General features: G+C 67.9%; 9 protein-coding genes. 4 read left to right on the top strand and 5 right to left on the bottom strand.

Annotated elements, in window-relative coordinates; all coding sequences use genetic code 11:
• Positions 1–4: 4 nt before the first annotated feature.
• The gene (locus BSZ14_RS01535) at positions 5–1,120 is read left to right on the top strand and encodes an acyltransferase family protein (RefSeq protein ID WP_076709510.1); all 1,116 of its coding nucleotides are present in this window, start codon (positions 5–7) and stop codon (positions 1,118–1,120) included.
• A gap of 158 nt (positions 1,121–1,278) precedes the next feature.
• Here the strand turns inward: BSZ14_RS01535 and galA are convergent, their stop codons facing one another.
• The 3 genes from galA to BSZ14_RS01550 form a co-directional block, all read right to left on the bottom strand.
• Complete coding sequence (galA, locus tag BSZ14_RS01540) at positions 1,279–4,164, bottom strand: beta-galactosidase GalA (RefSeq protein WP_198930426.1); 2,886 nt, start codon at positions 4,162–4,164, stop codon at positions 1,279–1,281.
• Positions 4,161–6,971 (bottom strand): glycosyl hydrolase 115 family protein, encoded by a 2,811-nt coding sequence (locus tag BSZ14_RS01545; RefSeq protein ID WP_076709441.1) that lies wholly within the window; start codon positions 6,969–6,971, stop codon positions 4,161–4,163. Before BSZ14_RS01545 ends, galA begins: the two co-directional genes overlap by 4 nt.
• 128 nt (positions 6,972–7,099) lie before the next feature.
• Positions 7,100–8,785: an alpha-L-fucosidase gene (locus tag BSZ14_RS01550; RefSeq protein ID WP_076709443.1), complete on the bottom strand. Its 1,686-nt coding sequence runs from the start codon at positions 8,783–8,785 to the stop codon at positions 7,100–7,102.
• A 323-nt stretch (positions 8,786–9,108) separates the two neighbouring features.
• Here BSZ14_RS01550 and katG point away from each other — a divergent pair, with 323 nt between their 5' ends.
• Complete coding sequence (gene katG / locus BSZ14_RS01555; RefSeq protein ID WP_076709444.1) at positions 9,109–11,373, top strand: catalase/peroxidase HPI; 2,265 nt, start codon at positions 9,109–9,111, stop codon at positions 11,371–11,373.
• Positions 11,374–11,439: 66 nt separating this feature from the next.
• Here katG and BSZ14_RS01560 read toward each other — a convergent pair whose 3' ends face one another.
• Together BSZ14_RS01560 and BSZ14_RS01565 are read right to left on the bottom strand one after the other, a co-directional pair.
• On the bottom strand, positions 11,440–12,831 hold the full coding sequence (locus BSZ14_RS01560; RefSeq protein ID WP_076709446.1) for a sensor histidine kinase: 1,392 nt from the start codon (positions 12,829–12,831) through the stop codon (positions 11,440–11,442).
• Complete coding sequence (locus tag BSZ14_RS01565; RefSeq protein ID WP_042490696.1) at positions 12,821–13,486, bottom strand: response regulator; 666 nt, start codon at positions 13,484–13,486, stop codon at positions 12,821–12,823. The genes BSZ14_RS01560 and BSZ14_RS01565 overlap by 11 nt, the downstream gene beginning before the upstream one ends.
• Before the next feature lie 100 nt (positions 13,487–13,586).
• Between BSZ14_RS01565 and BSZ14_RS01570 the strand changes: the two genes are divergently transcribed.
• On the top strand, positions 13,587–14,663 hold the full coding sequence (locus BSZ14_RS01570) for an ABC transporter substrate-binding protein (RefSeq protein WP_076709447.1): 1,077 nt from the start codon (positions 13,587–13,589) through the stop codon (positions 14,661–14,663).
• Entirely contained in the window at positions 14,663–16,156 is a 1,494-nt protein-coding gene (locus BSZ14_RS01575) for an OprO/OprP family phosphate-selective porin (protein ID WP_076709449.1), read from the top strand. Before BSZ14_RS01570 ends, BSZ14_RS01575 begins: the two co-directional genes overlap by 1 nt.
• Positions 16,157–16,181 lie beyond the last annotated feature (25 nt).

The raw sequence follows: 16,181 nt of genomic DNA on the forward strand, positions 1-16,181 counted from the left end.
GACGATGACCGCCAGACCCGAGCGTTTCGCCTCGCTCGACATGTTCCGGGGCGCGACCATCTTCCTGATGATCGTGGTCAACACGGCGGGCGCGGGCGGCGCGTTCAGCCAGTTGCAGCATGCGCCGTGGTTCGGCTTCACCCTGGCCGACCTGATCTATCCCAGCTTCCTGTTCGCGGTCGGCAACGCGATGAGCTTCGCGCTGACCCGGCCGATGCCCGAGCATGTCTTCCTGCGCCGGGTGTTCAAGCGCGCCGCGCTGATCTTCCTGCTCGGCGTGCTGATGTACTGGTTCCCCTTCGTCACGCATCAGGCGGACGGCAGCTGGATCGCCAAGCCCTTTGCCGTCACCCGGCTTACCGGCGTGCTGCAACGCATCGCGCTCTGCTATCTGCTGGGGGCGCTGCTCGCGCGCTATCTGCGGCCGAGCCACCTGCTCATCGCCGCCATCGGCCTGGTCGTCGCGCACTGGGCGATCCTCGTCGGCCTCAGCCCGACGGGCGAGGCGTTCGGGCGGTACAGGAATGCGGGCACGCTGTTCGACCTGTGGCTGATCGGGCCGGAGCATCTCTACAAGAAGGATCATGGCTTCGATCCCGAGGGGCTGCTCGGCACATTGCCCGCGACCGCCAATGTGATCGCGGGCTATCTGACGGGCCTCGCCATCCAGCGCTGGGGCAAGCATGGCGCGACGGTCGGGAAGCTGGCGGCGATCGGGGCCGCGCTGGTCGTCGTCGCACTGCTGTTCGCGCCGGTCCTGCCGGTGGCGAAGAAGCTGTGGACCGGCTCGTTCGTCGCGCTGACGGTCGGGCTGGACCTGATCCTGCTGGGCGCGACGCTGTGGCTGGTCGAGGTGCGCGGCGTAACGCTCGGACGCTCCTTTCTTCAGATGCTGGGGCGCAATCCGCTCGCCATCTACCTCTTTTCCGAGCTGCTCGTCGTCGTGCTGGAACTGGTCCATATCGATGGCGAGGGGCTTTACACCTGGGTCGGCCTCAACGCGTTCCAGCCGATCGCGCCGGGGCCGGTCGGGTCGCTGCTCTGCGCGCTGGTCTATACGCTGGTCTGCTGTGCGTTCGGGTGGGTGCTGGATCGCAAGGGGATTATCTTGAAGGTTTGAGGCAGGTGTCGGGGGCGTGCGCTTCGACTTCGCTCAGCGTGAACGGAGCGGGGTGCCTATACCCAACCTCCGTTCAGCCTGAGCCCTTCGGCTGGCTGGCAAGCCAGCTGCTCAGGATAAACTTCGGCGCTTTGCGCCGAAGTCGAAGGCCAAGCGACTCACCTCTCCCGAACCGAAATCGTCCGCCCCAATCCCGAAGCCCTGCCCGGCTCTGCTTCCACCAAGAGCACCACCTGCCGCTCCCCCGCCCCGGCCGGGAACGGCACGACCAGCGGCGCGCCTGCAAAGTCCGCCTTCTCCGCCCGCTTCACGCCGTCGACCCAGGCCTCGGCCCGCCCGACGACCTCGGCAAAGACCACCGCGCCGCCCTGCTCGGCCACCCGGCGGCGGGGCTTGAAGCTGGTGCGATAGGTCGACCAGACGCCCTCGCCCGGCCCCTCCAGCCGTCCGGGCCGCGCATAGACCAGGCTGTTCATGTCATTGCCCGCATAGCGCCGCAGCGGGTCGGGCCGGGTCGCGGTGAAGTCGCTCCGCTTCCAGTCGGTCAGCATCGCGACGGGCCGGGTCGCGGGCAGCATGGGCAAAGGCTCGGCCGCGATCACCCGCACCGACGCGCGCGCCGGTTTCAGGCCCGGCGCGGTCGCCTCGACCATCAGCGTACCCGCCCCCGCCTCGGCCCGGACCAGCGCCTGGGCCAGGCCATGGAAGAGGCGGCGCGCGGGCACGACCTCGGAGTCATGGTCGTTCGGGTCGCCATTGCCGACGCCGATCACCACGCCCTTCGTCACCCGAAAGCTGACCGGCGCATCGGCGTCCGGCACCACCCGCCCCTTCGCATCGACGGCCATCACGGTGAAGGGCTGCACATCGCTGCCCGTCCCCAGCATCCCGCCACGATCCGCGACCAGCTTCAACGCGACGGCCTTGCCCGTCGTCTCGACGGCGGTGCGAGACACCTCGCGCCCGCCGCGATAGCCGACCGCCTCAAGCCGTCCGGCGCTATAGGGCACCTGCCATTCGGGCATCGCCAGCCGGTCGACCTTTTTCTGGCCCAGCGACTGGCCGTTCAGACGCAACTCCACCGTATCGGCATTGGTCAGCGCCATCACCCGGATCGCCTGCCCCTCGCGCCCCGGCCAGGTCCAGTGCGGCGCGAGGGCAAGCGCGGGCGCATCGTCCACCCATTGCGCGCGGCGCAGGTGGAAGGCCATCTTGGCGAAACCGCACAGGTCCATGATGCCGAACACGCTGCTGGTCGTCGGCCATTCGAACGGCGTCGGCTCGCCATGATAGTCGAAGCCGGTCCACACGAACGTCCCCGCGACGAAAGGCCGCGTATCGATCATCCGCCAGCTTTCGTGATGGGTCAGGCCCCATTCGGCGGCGTCGGTGTCGTAGGAGCTGACCTCATGCGCGGCCATGTCGGTCTTCCACACGCCACGCGTCATGAAGGCACTGGTATCCTCCGAGCTGGTCATCGGCTTGTTCGGATGCGCGGCGTGGAAGCTGTCGTAGCGGCGATGCTGATAGTTGAAGCCCATCACATCGACCGCGTCCGACACGTTCAGCGGCGAGAACATGCCGTCATTCATCGCCGCCGTGACCGGGCGCGAGGTGTCGAGTTCCTTCACCGCCTCGGCCATGCGGCGGACCATCTCGTATCCCTGTTCGGTCCCTTGCATCGGTTCCTCGTTGAACACCGACCAGAGGAAGACGGAGGGATGGTTGCGATCGCGGCGAACCAGCCATTGCAACTGCCGCAGATAATCGGGGCTGGGGTTGAAGTTGCGGTTCTCGTCCATGACCAGCATACCCAGCCGGTCACATGCATCGAGCAGTTCGGGCGCGGGCGCATGGTGCGAACAGCGCAGCGCGTTGCAGCCCATCGCTTTCAGCCGCCGGATGCGCCACTCCCACATCGCATCGGGCATGGCGACGCCGACCCCGGCATGATCCTGATGGACGCAGACGCCCTTGATCTTGGTCGCCACGCCGTTGAGGTGAAAGCCGGTGGCTGCGTCGAAGCGGATCTCGCGAAAGCCGATCCGGGTGGCGCGGGCATCGATCGCCTTGCCGTCGCGCAGCAGCTGGGTCTCCACCCGGTAGAGGGTCGGCTGGTCGACCGACCAGAGCTGCGGCGACGTAACCGGGATGGCCATCGTCGCCTCGGCGGTCCTGAGCGGATCGACGGTCACGTCTGTCTCCGCCCGGCCGATGGTGCGGCCTGCCGGGTCGATCAGCACCGCCTCGGCGCGGACGGTCGCCGCCGTCTTCTGGATGTTGGAGACGGTCAGCGCGACCGGCACCGTCCAGCCCGCACCGTCGCGGCGCGGATCGGCGTGCAGGCCATCGGTGACGATGCTCACCCCGTCGCGCACCGCCAGCCAGTTGTGGCGGTACAGCCCCGCGCCCTCATACCACCAACCCTCCATCGTCTCGGCATCGACGCGGACGGCCAGCGTGTTCAGCTCCTCGCCAAACCGGGCATAGGGGGTGATATCGATCAGGATCGCGGTGTATCCGCTGAAGCTGTGCGCGACGAGGACGCCGTTGAACCAGACCTTGGCGTTGGTCGCCGCCGCGCCCAGCTGCACCTCCAGATAGCGCCCGCGCCATTCGCTCGGCACCTTCAGCGTGCGGCGATACCAGCCGATCCCGCGCCACCGATAGCCTTGCGCGACATTGGCCTTGGGATCGACCACCTCCTCCATCGCCCAGTCATGCGGCAGTTCGACCGCGCGCCAGTCGCTGTCGTCATAGCTGACCGCCGCCGCGCCCTGTGCGATCCCGGCCTTGGCATTCTGATAGCTTTCCTCATGCCCCAGGATCGGCGGCACGGCGATGTCGCCCTTGTGGAACAGCCAACCGTCATCCAGCCGCAGCAGGCCGGGATCGGCGATAAAGGGCGGCTCGGGCATAATGTCGAACGGCGCGGGCGCATCGCCGCTGTCCAGTTCCATCGGACGGTCGACCGCCAATGCGGGCGTCCCCAGCGCGGGTGCGGCCAGCCCGCTGGCCAGAAGAGTGCGGCGGGTCACGGTCATCGGGCAGTCTCCGGCCAAGAATCAGAGGCGAGCGGCGCGTAGAGCGGGCGGGCGCCGTCGAGCACCAGCTCGACACGATCGAGGATCAGGCCGGGGTCGAGCGGCACGATCGCCACCACGTGCGCCCCGGCGGGAAAGCTCTTGAGCGGGATGTCGGCGATCGCAGTGTTGGTCAGCACATTCTGCCGCCACTGGTCGCTGCGCCCGGTGGTCGCGAAATCGACCGTCTGCCAGTCGCCGTCGTCCAGCCGGACGGCGGCGCGAAGTCCGTGCGCGGGATCGCGCGGATGGGTCGGCAGCGCGACGATATGCAAGGTCGCCCCCGCCTCGGTCATGGTCGCAAACCGCCATGTTGCGTGCGTGCCCTGCGCCGCCGAACCGCGTGACGGCAGGGTCAGCTTCGCCCGCAGCGCGCCGTGCTGACTGCCGAGATCGGGGATCGCTTCCCAATCCGCGCCATAACTGGCTGTCAGCGCAGGCATGGTGACGCGACGTTCGTCCTCGATGGCCGTGCCCGGCTCAACATTGGGCGGGGTCAGCGCGGCCGCATGGACGACCACCGGCTGATCGCCGCAGCGCAGCGTCACCGGCCCGACCGCACCCTTGCCGTCGTAGCGCAGGGTCAGCCGCTGCTCGTAACCCCCGCGCGCGTTCAGTTCGCCCTTGCTTTGCGACAAGGACAGACCGGCGGGCATGTCGCTCACAGCCCAGGCCGTCGCCTGCGGCTGATGCTGATACAGCGTCACGGGCCGCGCGGCGGGAATGCCGCGGGTGAAGGTCAGGACATTCTCGTCCCCGATCCATGCGCCCCACAGCCTGGTGGCGCAGCCGCTTTGCGTCGAGGACTGCCAGTTCGGCCACATCGGCTCGGCAAAGACCGGCAGGCGGCGCGGCGCCATGTCCATCATCCCGCGCCACTTGCCGCCAGCGAGCGCATTGTAGCGCGCCGTATCCGCGACCAGCCTGGCATGGGCCGCCTTCGCCCGCGCGACATAGGCATTGGCGCTGGCTCGCTGATCGCGCGCGTACAGCTCGGCCAGATCGAGTGACAGGATACGCGTGTTCAGCCCCGCCGCGCCGCGCACCGGATAGAGGACCAGTTCGTAAAAGGCATCCTGCCGGTCCTTCGCGATACGCGTGCCGATCGCCTCCGCCTGCGCCGCGAGCGCCTGATAGGCCGCGATGCGCGCCTGCGCTTCTTCGCCATCCGACCGGACATAGCCGCTCGGGCGGTTGGGCGTGACCCATTCGGTCTGGCCGAAGCCCATGAATTCGGGCTTTCGCGGCCAGGCGAGGTCGTAGAAGCGCATCATCACATCGGCGATCGCACCCGCCTCCGCCTCGTCGAACTGCTCGGCCATGAAGCGGCGCAGATGCTCGCGCGGGGATTGGTCCAGCAGCTTGGTGTCGAACGCCAGGTCGAGGAAATATTGCGACAGATATTCGACCGGCTTGATGTCGCCGACATTGACCACCCAGATGCGCCGCGCATCGGCATCCCACGCCCGTCCCATCTCCTCGCGGATCAGCGCGGGATGCGTGGTGCCCAGCCACAGATAGTCATGCGGCCGTCCCCAATAAGACAGGTGGTAATAGACCCCCGCCCCGCCGGGCCGCTTCTGCTCCTCGGCCGTGCTGAGCCGACGCAGATAGCCGTAATTGTCGTCCGTCCACATCAGCGTGACGTCACCGGGCAGGGTCAGTCCGGCGTCATAGGCCTCCTGCAACTCATGATAGGCGACATAAAGCTGCGGAAGATGCGCCGCCGGTTTGCCCAGCGTGTTGGCCAGAAGCCCGCGCTGCCGCCCGACCACATCCTCCAGAATGCTGCGCCGCGCCGCCGTGGTCGTCACCCCCTGCATCGGCCCGTCATGCAGCCCCCGCAGGCCGACCGTATAGATCGCCTCCTGCCCCCTGGTCTCACCCACCCGCTCGCGCCAATAATCCAGGATCGCCTGGGGCCGCCGGGTGAAGTCGAACCCGCCGCGTTGCCCCTCGTCCCATTCGCGCAAGTTGTTGCGGAGCATCGGCTCGGCGTGCGAACTGCCGATGACGATCGCATAGCGTTTTGCGAGCGGCGCATTGCCCGGATCGCCGAAAAACGGCGTCGAGACCGAGTGCATCGCGGGCCACAGCGTGTTGGCCTTCAACCGCCACATCAGCTCAAAGACGCGTTGATAGGTCTTGGGACCGATATTGCCCTTTTCCGGATCGAAGGTCTTGGCCGCCCAGGGCTCCAGCCCCCAATCCTCGTCGTTCAGGAAGATGCCGCGATACTTCACCGATGGCGCGCGCGAGACGAACGCGGCGTCATCGATCACGATCCGCTCGCGACGGCGCGGGGTGACGTCCGCCCACCATTCCCAGGGCGACACGCCCAGCGCACGGGACAGGTCGGTCACGCCATAAGCGGCACCGCGCGCGTCCGATCCGACGATCAGCAGATAGCGCCGCCCGGCCATGCGGAACCCGGCCCGGACATAACGTTCCCAGCCGCCGGAGATCGGCGACAGATCGACGCCGCCCTGCGCCGCCAGCCGCTGGACGATCGGGGAAGCCGTCGTTCCGATCACGACGCACATCGCGGCACAGTTCGCCGCATCCTCGACGATCGCGCCCGGCCGTCCGCCCAGCGCCGTCAGGTCGCGGGCCAGAAGTTCGGCGGCGATACGGGTGGCCCCCTCGCCGTCCGGGGCCGCGAGCAGGCTCGCTCGCGTCAGGTCGAACTCGGCGGCCCGGGCGGGAGTGGCGAGGCCCAGCAACGATGCCAGGCCCGCCCCCATGACCATGATCCCCGTCCGTTTCATCCGCCCACCCCCATGGTTATCGGATCAGTCTAACCCGGAGGCTCAAGCTGTAAAGCTCATTTGCCTGACCAATTAGAGGCCTTTTCCAGTCCAGGGAAAGCGACCACCCCAGGTGGCCCCTTCCATCATCAGGCGGTGACGCCGTTGCCTGAAATCACCAGCGCGACGCCGATCTCATGCCGCGCGCCCGGCGGCAGCGTGACTTCCAGCGCCTCGGCGGTGCGCTTGAACGGCAGCGGGCTGTTGTCGCCCTGCAGCGTCACGCGCTGGATCTGGCCCGGCATGGTCGGGTTGCCCTGCGCCAGCAGGGTCATGCGCGCAACATTGTCCTCGGGCCAGCCCATCACCAGCGCATGGAGATTGCCGTTGCGCGTCACATACCGCACGTCGCGCGCGGTATAGGCGGACTTGGGACCCCCTTCGGAGAAATTGCCCGAATTGCCGCGCGTCGGGCCTTCGCCGTTCAGCTTCCACGGGCGGCTGGCATAGATCGCCTCGCCATAGCGGCCCATCCATTCGGCGATATCGTTGACGATCTTCTCTTCCTTGTCGTCGATCGTCCCGTCCCCGCGCATCGGCACCGACAGCATCAGATTGCCGTTCTTGGACACCACGTCGCACAAGGTATGGATGACGGTCGCCGCCGACTTGTAGCCGTCGTTCCGATAGGTCTCGATATCGTAATGCCAGTTGCCGATGCAGGTGTCGGTCTGCCACGGGAAGCGCTCGATATAATTTTTACCGCCACGCTCGACGTCGTCGACGATACCCGTGCGCCGCTGCGGCGGCGTCATCTTACTGGTGACGACGGCTTCCAGGCGACCACCATTCCACTGCATCGACTGGTTGTAGAACCAGGACGTGAAATCCAGGCCATATTGCTCCAGCGGCAGGTCGAAATTGTCGAAATAGACCATGTCCGGCCGGTATTTCTCGACCAGATCCCTGGCGCGGAGCAGCCAGTTGACCGCGAAGTTCGAGTTCGCCGGAACCCCTTCGTTCCACAGGCGGTCGGTCGCTTCGTGCCAGGCATTGGCCTCCGCCTCGGTTTTGATGCCGTCGGGCATTGGCATGTGGCGGCCGGTATAAAGCTGTTGCGGGTCCAGCCCCTCCCACCATTGCCCGCGTCCTTGCGCCGCGGTCAGCTTATAGGCGTCGTAGCGTTCGCCCGCCCGCGGGCCGGTCGGGTCATAGCCATAAGCGGGCTGGTTCCAGTGCCAGGCATGGGCCGAGTGGTTCGACACGGCGAAACGCAGCCCCCGGGCGCGGGCGCCCTTCGCCCATTCGCCGACGATATCCCGGCGCGGTCCCACCCGCGTCGTGTTCCAGGCATGGTATTGGGAATCATACGCGTCGAGATTGTCGTGATGGTTGGCCAGCGCCATGAAATATTTCGCGCCCGCCTTCTTGTAGAGGTCGAGCAAGCGGCCGGGGTCCCAGCGATTCGCCTTCCACCTGTTCTGGATCTGCATGAAGCCGACATCGGCCGGATGGCCATAGGTCTTGAGGTGATGATTATAGGCGCGGCTGCCGGGCAGATACATCTCGCGGGCGTACCAGTCGCCCTGTTCGGGCACGCACTGCGCGGTCCAGTGCGCCCACATGCCGAACTTGGCGTCGCGGAACCAGTCGGGCACGCTGTAACCCGCGGTCAGCGACGCCCAGTCCGGCGTAAAGCGGGAGGGCGGCGGCACCTTCAGCGCACGCCCCGCTCCCATGGCCTGCGGCGCCGTCGGCACCGCCGAGGCCGCGGCGGGCGCCAGTGCCGCCGCCGCGATCGCCCCCCCGATCATCTCGCGTCTGTTCGCCTTCATCCCTCGCTCTCCCTGCCATCGATGCCGTCACGCACACGGCCGCTTTCCGAGCCTGTACGCTCGGGCCGCGCTACCCTTCGCCGCTCTCTTCTGTGAAAGCTCTATATTATAAGCGCGATCCTAATTCACATTTGTCGGAGTTTGCAAGGCGTGTGGCGGAGGAGCGCCGGATACGGCCCACGATCCTCGATCCGGTTGCCGATCCGGCGCTACCGCACTGCACAATGCAATCGATGACTGTAATCGGGTTAACTCGCTTTGCTGCAGAGACCCGGTTTTCTAATCGCGCCCCGCACCACGAATAACAAACCAAAGGGGCCACCATGCCGATTGCACCCGTTTCCCTGATCGCGATGATCGCCGCGCTGACCAGCGCGCCGCAGCAGACCGACCGCCCCCAGCCCAAGGCCCCGACCGCCGCCAAGACCGTGACCCAGGACCCGCCCGCGCCGGTGGTCGCCCGCCCCGGCGGCATGACGAACCGCGACTGGTGGCCCAGCCGCCTGGACCTGACGGCGCTGCGCCAGCATGAGGACACCCGCGCCAATCCTTATGGTGCGGACTATGACTATCGGAAGGAATTCAACAGCCTGGACCTGGATGCGGTCAAGGCCGATATCCGCCGCGTCCTGCACAGCTCGCAGCCCTGGTGGCCGTCCGACTATGGCAATTACGGCCCCTTCTTCATCCGTATGGCCTGGCACAGCGCCGGGACCTATCGCGCCGGTGACGGGCGCGGCGGCTCGGACGGCGGCGAGCAGCGCTTCGACCCGCTGAACAGCTGGCCCGACAATGTCAGCCTGGACAAGGCCCGCCGCCTGGTCTGGCCGATCAAGCAGAAATATGGCCGCAAGCTCAGCTGGGGCGACCTGATGGTGCTCAGCGGCAATGTCGCGCTGGAGGATATGGGCTTCAAGACGGTCGGCTTTGCCGGCGGTCGCGTCGATGCGTGGCAGCCGGACGTCGTCTTCTGGGGGCCTGAGACCAAGATGATGGGAACCGAGCGCAGCAACGCGGACGGCACGTTGAAGCGGCCGCTGGCGGCGACCACCATGGGCCTGATCTATGTCAACCCGGAAGGGCCGAACGGCAATCACGATCCGATCGGCGCCGCCGCCGACATCCGCCGCGCCTTCGGCAACATGGCGATGAACGACGAGGAGACGCTGGCGCTGATCGCGGGCGGCCACACCTTCGGCAAGGCGCATGGCGCACACGCCCCGAAGGATTGCGTCGGGGCCGAACCGACGGCGGGTGCCATCGAGCAGCAGGGCCTGGGCTGGGCCAATAAGTGCGGCAAGGGCAATGCCCAGGACACCGTGACCTCGGGCCTGGAGGGCGCCTGGTCGGCCTCACCCACCCAGTTCACCACCCAATATATCGACAATCTGCTCAACTATGACTGGGTGAAGACCAAGAGCCCGGCGGGCGCGACCCAGTGGATTCCGACCGACCCGGCGGCGGCGCAGCTGGTGCCCGACGCGCATCTGCCGGGTGTCCGCCACGCGCCGATCATGTTCACCACCGACATGGCGCTGAAGGACGATCCTGCCTTCCGCAAGATCCTGGAGAGCTGGCAGAAGAACCCCGACCTGTTCGCACAGGCCTTTGCCCGCGCGTGGTTCAAGCTGACCCACCGCGACCTCGGCCCGCGTGCCCGCTATCTGGGCAAGGACGTGCCGACCGAATCCTATGTCTGGCAGGACGTGCTGCCCGCCGCCAGCTTCGCACCGATCGGTGCGGAGGATGAGGCCCGGCTGAAGTCGATGGTGCTCGCATCGGGCCTTTCGGGTCCGGCGCTGATCCGCACGGCCTGGGCCTCGGCCTCGACCTTCCGCAGCACCGACATGCGCGGCGGGGCGAACGGCGCGCGGCTGCGCCTCGACCCGCAGCAGGGCTGGGCGGTCAACGATCCGGCCGAGCTGAAGACGGTGCTGGCGAAGCTGACCGCGATCCAGAAGGACTTTGCGCGCAGCGGACGTCAGGTGTCGATGGCCGACCTGATCGTATTGGGCGGCAATGCCGCGATCGAGCAGGCGGCGCGGGCCGGGGGCATGACGGTCACCGTGCCGTTCAAGCCCGGTCGCGTCGACGCCACCCAGGCACAGACCGATCCGAAGTCCTTCGCCCATCTCGAGCCGGTCGCCGATGGCTTCCGCAACTATTACGGGCCGAAGGCAGAGGTCAGCGCACCCGAAGCGCTGGTCGACAAGGCGGACTCGCTGGACCTGACCGTGCCGGAAATGACCGTGCTGGTCGGCGGAATGCGCGCGCTGGCCGCCAATAGCGCCGGATCGAAGAACGGCGTGCTGACGACCCGTCCGGGAACGCTCAGCAACGACTTCTTCGTCAACCTGCTGTCGATGGACACGGTATGGACAAAGTCGGCGACACCGGGCCTGTATGAGGGCAAGGACCGGGCGACGGGCGCTGCCCGCTGGACCGCGACGCCGGTCGACCTGATCTTCGGCTCGAACTCCGAACTGCGCGCCGTGGCGGAGGTCTATGCCGCCGACGATGCCAGGGAGAAGTTCGTGAACGACTTCATCGCCGCCTGGACGAAGGTGATGGACGCGGATCGCTTCTGAAGCGGGATGCATGAGATGCCCCCCTCCCCTTCAGGGGAGGGGATCGCCCTGACTATTGCAATGTCATCACGGTCCGAGCACAGCACCAAAGCGCAACGTGATGCGCAGGCCCGGGCGGGTATTCACGATCTCCAATGCGGCATCGAGCCGCGATGCGGCCGAGCGGACGATGGCGAGGCCCAGTCCGCTGCCCTCGCTGTCGCGGGCGGTCGACAGGCGGGTGAAGCGCTCGCCCAGCCGGGCCAGATCGGCATCGGGCAGACCGGGGCCGTCATCGGCCACGTCGATCCTGATCCCCTCCCCCGCTTCGTCGGACACCGTCAGCATCACCTGACCGCCGCGACGATTATAGCGGATCGCATTGTCGAGCAGGTTGGACAGGATCTCGAACAACAGGGTGCGGTGGCTGGCGATCGCAATGTCGGCGGGTGCGTCGAGATGGATTTCCACCCCCGCCTCGATCGCCTGGGCGATGCGGCGGTTGATGACGGCGACCGCCACCTCGCGCAGGTCGACCCGTTCACGCGGTGGCGCGACCCCTGCCTCCTCGGCACGGGCGAGCGCCAGCAACTGCGTCACCAGATGTTCCAGCCGATCGGCGGCGTCGGCGATCTCGCCCAGTGCCGCCGGACTGCCACGTCTTGCCAGGGCGACCTGCACCTTGAGCACCGCGAGCGGCGTGCGCATCTGGTGCGAGGCGTCGGCGGTAAAGCGCCGCATCCCCGCCGTCGCGCTGTCCAGCCGGGCGAGCAGATGGTCGAACGCATCGGCAAGCGGGCGAAGCTCGACCGGCAGCGGCCCGGTATCGAGCGGCGACAGGTCCGGCGTCGCGCGCGTGTCCCGCGCCGCCACCGCGCCGCGCAAGCCCGCCAGCGGCCGCAGGCTCCAGGCGAGCGCGGGGCGGATCAGCAGCATGGCCACGCCCACCAGCAGCAACTCGCCCAGCACCAGCGCGACCACCAGCCGCCGTTGCAGCGCACGGCGACCGTCGAGCGTCTCGGCCACCTGCACGATGACCGGCGCGTCGATGCGGGGCAGCGCGCGGCGCACTTCGGCGATGCGGATATCCTGATCGCGGTAGCGGGCGAAGCGGAAGCGCGGCGTGTCGAGTGCCAGTTCACCGATGTTCGGCGCGGACAGATCGGCATAGCCGGTCAGCAGCCGTCCCCCTACCGCAATCCGGTAATAGACATTGTCGCGCTCGCTATTCTCCAGCATCCCGAAAGCGGCGGCGGGCAGGTCCAGCGTCACCTCGCCGCGCTCCACCTGCACCGTCTCGGCCACTGCGCCCAGCGCGCCACCCAGCACGCGGTCGTTGGTCCGGCGAACCACATCGGCGATCAGCGTCGCCCCCGCCAACCCCAGCAGCACCGCGATCGCCAGCATCGGCGCCAGCATCGCGGCAAGCAGCCGGGTGCGCAGCGCTACGGCGCGCCCGCGTGGAGGCTCAATGGGCATCGAGCATATAGCCGACCCCGCGCACGGTGCGGATCGCCGGGCCATCGGGGGCCAGCTTGCCGCGCAGCCGGGTAATGTTCACCTCGATGGCGTTGGGGCCGACCGGCTCGTCATAGCCGAACACCTCGGATTGCAGCGTCTCGCGCGGCACGATCTGCCCGGCGCGGGTGGCCAGCGCGTCGAGCACCGCCCATTCGCGGCGACGCAAGTCGAGTGTCCGCTCCCCCACCCTTGCCGCGCCGCGCGAACGGTCGAGGACGAGCGCGCCGACCACCAGCTCGGGCGTGGGATCGCCCCCGCGCCGCCGCCCCAGCGCGCGAATGCGGGCCTCCAGTTCCTCCGGCGCGAAGGGCTTGCGCAGATAATCGTCCGCGCCGAGGTCCAGCCCGCGCACCCGGTCGTCCAGCGCATCGCGCGCGGTCAGCATCATCACCGGCACCCGGTTGCCCTGCCGCCGGAGCGTCTGGAGCACCGAGAAGCCGTCAATATCGGGCAGCCCGACATCCAGGACGACAAGGGCATAGGCTTCATCCGCCGCGACCATCAGCGCGTCCTCGCCCGTCGCGACATGATCGACCGCATGGCCCGCCGCGCGCAACAACGCGACGATCCCGCGCGCCAGCGCCGCATCGTCCTCGACGATCAGAATCCGCATGACGCGGGCCTTGCGTGAAAGGCGGATGACAGCTTGGCGGGATAATCCATGGCATTGAGCTTACCCGAACCCAGAGGCGGGAAGCGAGAGGACCTGAACGATGCGAATGGTAATTCTATCGATGCTGATGCTGGGTGCCGTCGCGCCCGCTCACGCCGATGCGCAGCGCCCGGCCGGTTATCCCCGCTCCTATGACGCGCTGGTCGACGAGGCACGCGGCGAGCGCATGGTGCGCATCTATGGCAATGCCGACACTTCCGCGATGCAGCCGCTGATCGCCGCGTTCCGCCGCACCTATCCCGGCGTCCAGGTCAGCTATGACGATCTGGAATCGAGCACCATCTACGACCGCGTCGTCGCCGAGGCGCGCCGCCGCGCCGCCGGGGCCGATCTGGTCTGGTCCTCGGCGATGGACCTGCAGGCCAAGCTGATCAACGACGGTTATGCGCAAGGCTATCTCAGCCCGGAAAAACCCGCGCTCCCCGCCACGGCGGTGTGGAAGAATATGGGTTACGGCGTCACCGCCGAGCCGGTCGCCTTCGTCGTCAATCGCCGCCTGATCCCCGCCGCGCAAGTGCCGCGCACCCATGAGGCGTTCGAGCGATTGCTCCGCACCCGTCGCGGCGCGCTGATGGGCAAGGCCGCCACCTATGACCCCGCCCGGTCCAATGTCGGCTATCTCTATCTGACCGAGGATCATGCGATCACCCGCGACACCCGCTCGCTGGTGCAGGCGATCGCGGCGACCCGGCCGATCCTTTCACGAACGACCGAGCCGATGCTGGATGCGGTGTCGGCGGGGCGGATCGCCATCGCGTACAATGTGGTCGGCCCCTATGCGCTGACCCGGGCGATGCGCGACCCGAATATCCGGGTGGTCTTCCCGCGCGACTATACGATCATCGCCTCGCGCGTCGCCTTCATCGCGCGCGACGCCCGGCATCCGGCGGCGGCGCGGCTGTTCCTCGACTTCCTGTTGTCGCGCACCGGGCAGACGCTGCTCGCGAAGCAATGGCTTTTGCCGGTGCGGGCCGATGTCCGTGCGCCCCGCCTGTCGCGCGAACAGCAGCGCCCGATCCGCGTCGGGCCACAGCTTCTCGTCAATCTCGACACCATCAAGCGCCGCCGCTTCCTGGCCGACTGGCGCGCCACTCTTGCTCAAGAGGCCTCCAAGTGATGACTTCGATCCGAACCGCCACCGCGCTGGTCGCCCTGCTGGCCGCCACCCCCGCGCTGGCCCAGACGCCGAGCAACGACGACCTTGCCGCTCTGGTGCGCCAGCAGGCCGCCGAGATCGCGACCCTGCGCGCCCGGCTCGACCGGCTGGAAGGCACGACCGCTGCCGCGCCCGCTCCGGTCGCCGCCACGGCCCCCGCCCCGACCACGCCGCCCGCGCCGCAACTGGCGCAAAGCGACACGATCGGTCGTGATACGGTGACCCGTCCCTTCGCGCCGCAGCTGGTGCCACCCGGCCCCGCCGAGCGCGACGTCGCGCAGGCGCGGCAGGCCAATGCGGCGGGCGTGACGACCGAATGGGGCGCGGGCCTGCCCGTCTTCCACTCGGCGGACGGCATCTACACCTTCAAGCCGCGCGGTCGCATCCTGACCGATGTCAGCTCGACCTTCGGATCGGCCTATGACGGGCGCAACATCACGACCACGGGGATGCGCGCGCTGCGCCTGGGCCTGGAAGGCGGCGTCGGAACGCACTTCTTCTACCAGTTCGAGTCCGACTTCTCGGAAAACGAGGTCGATATCGTCACCGCCTTCATCGGCTGGCGCAACCGCATCCGACCGGGCCTCGATTACGACGTGCGCGCCGGGCACCTGTTCAACGATCGCGGGTTCGAGGGTTCGACGGGATCGGATTCGACGCCGTTCATGGAGCGCACCGTCGTCTCCACCGCCATCATCCCGCAGCGCGGCTTTTACGGCGTCGGCATCATGCCGCGCCTGTTCTGGAAGACGGGCCACGCCTCGCTGACCCTGACCGGTGACCGGATCGACGGCAACCAAGCGGTGAGCGACAGTCGCACCGTGCTGGGCCGCGCGCACTGGAACCCGATCAAGACCGACCATTCGGTCCTGCATGTCGGCCTCTGGGGCTTTGATGAGGCGTTGTCGTCGGCGGCGACCACGCTGACCCGCAACACGGTGATCGGCGGCCGCTTCAACGGCGCGTTGCGCGTATCGACCGGCGCGCTGCTCGGCGGGCGCAGCACCACCGGCTATGGCGCGGAACTGGGCGGCTATGTCGGCCCCGTCTGGGTCATGGCCGAGGCGGGCGAGCGCCGCGCGCGCCTGACCGGCGGCCGCCCCGATTTCCTCAGCAAGGCGTGGAGCCTGTCGGGCGGCTGGTTCGTCACCGGCGACCTGCCGCCGTACAACCCGCGTCTCGGCAGCTTCGGCCAGCCGCGCGTGCTGAAGCCGATCTTCGAGGGCGGACCGGGCGCGATCGAGCTGACCGCGCGCTATGAAAACCTTGATTACACCAGCCTCTTGACCGGCGGGCGCGGCTGGGCCGCGACGGCGGGGGTCAACTGGTATCTCAACAGCTTCACCCGGCTCCAGTTCAACTGGGTCCACTGGGACACCGACAATCGCGCGGGCGCCTTCACCGGCCCCGACAGCGGCGAGACGATCGGCACCCGCATCGCCGTCACCTTCTGAACATGACTTGAATCCGAACGAAGCC

The organism is Sphingomonas sp. Sph1(2015), from assembly GCF_001970915.1.
GTDB lineage: Bacteria > Pseudomonadota > Alphaproteobacteria > Sphingomonadales > Sphingomonadaceae > Sphingomonas > Sphingomonas parapaucimobilis.

Excerpts from the sequence above, each read along its gene's own strand:
- BSZ14_RS01535 (WP_076709510.1), top strand. The coding sequence starts at position 5 with ATGACCGCCAGACCCGAGCGTTTCGCCTCGCTCGACATGTTCCGGGGC.
- galA (WP_198930426.1), bottom strand. The coding sequence starts at position 4,164 with ATGACCGTGACCCGCCGCACTCTTCTGGCCAGCGGGCTGGCCGCACCC.
- BSZ14_RS01545 (WP_076709441.1), bottom strand. The coding sequence starts at position 6,971 with ATGAAACGGACGGGGATCATGGTCATGGGGGCGGGCCTGGCATCGTTG.
- BSZ14_RS01550 (WP_076709443.1), bottom strand. The coding sequence starts at position 8,785 with ATGAAGGCGAACAGACGCGAGATGATCGGGGGGGCGATCGCGGCGGCG.
- katG (WP_076709444.1), top strand. The coding sequence starts at position 9,109 with ATGCCGATTGCACCCGTTTCCCTGATCGCGATGATCGCCGCGCTGACC.
- BSZ14_RS01560 (WP_076709446.1), bottom strand. The coding sequence starts at position 12,831 with ATGCCCATTGAGCCTCCACGCGGGCGCGCCGTAGCGCTGCGCACCCGG.
- BSZ14_RS01565 (WP_042490696.1), bottom strand. The coding sequence starts at position 13,486 with ATGCGGATTCTGATCGTCGAGGACGATGCGGCGCTGGCGCGCGGGATC.
- BSZ14_RS01570 (WP_076709447.1), top strand. The coding sequence starts at position 13,587 with ATGCGAATGGTAATTCTATCGATGCTGATGCTGGGTGCCGTCGCGCCC.
- BSZ14_RS01575 (WP_076709449.1), top strand. The coding sequence starts at position 14,663 with ATGACTTCGATCCGAACCGCCACCGCGCTGGTCGCCCTGCTGGCCGCC.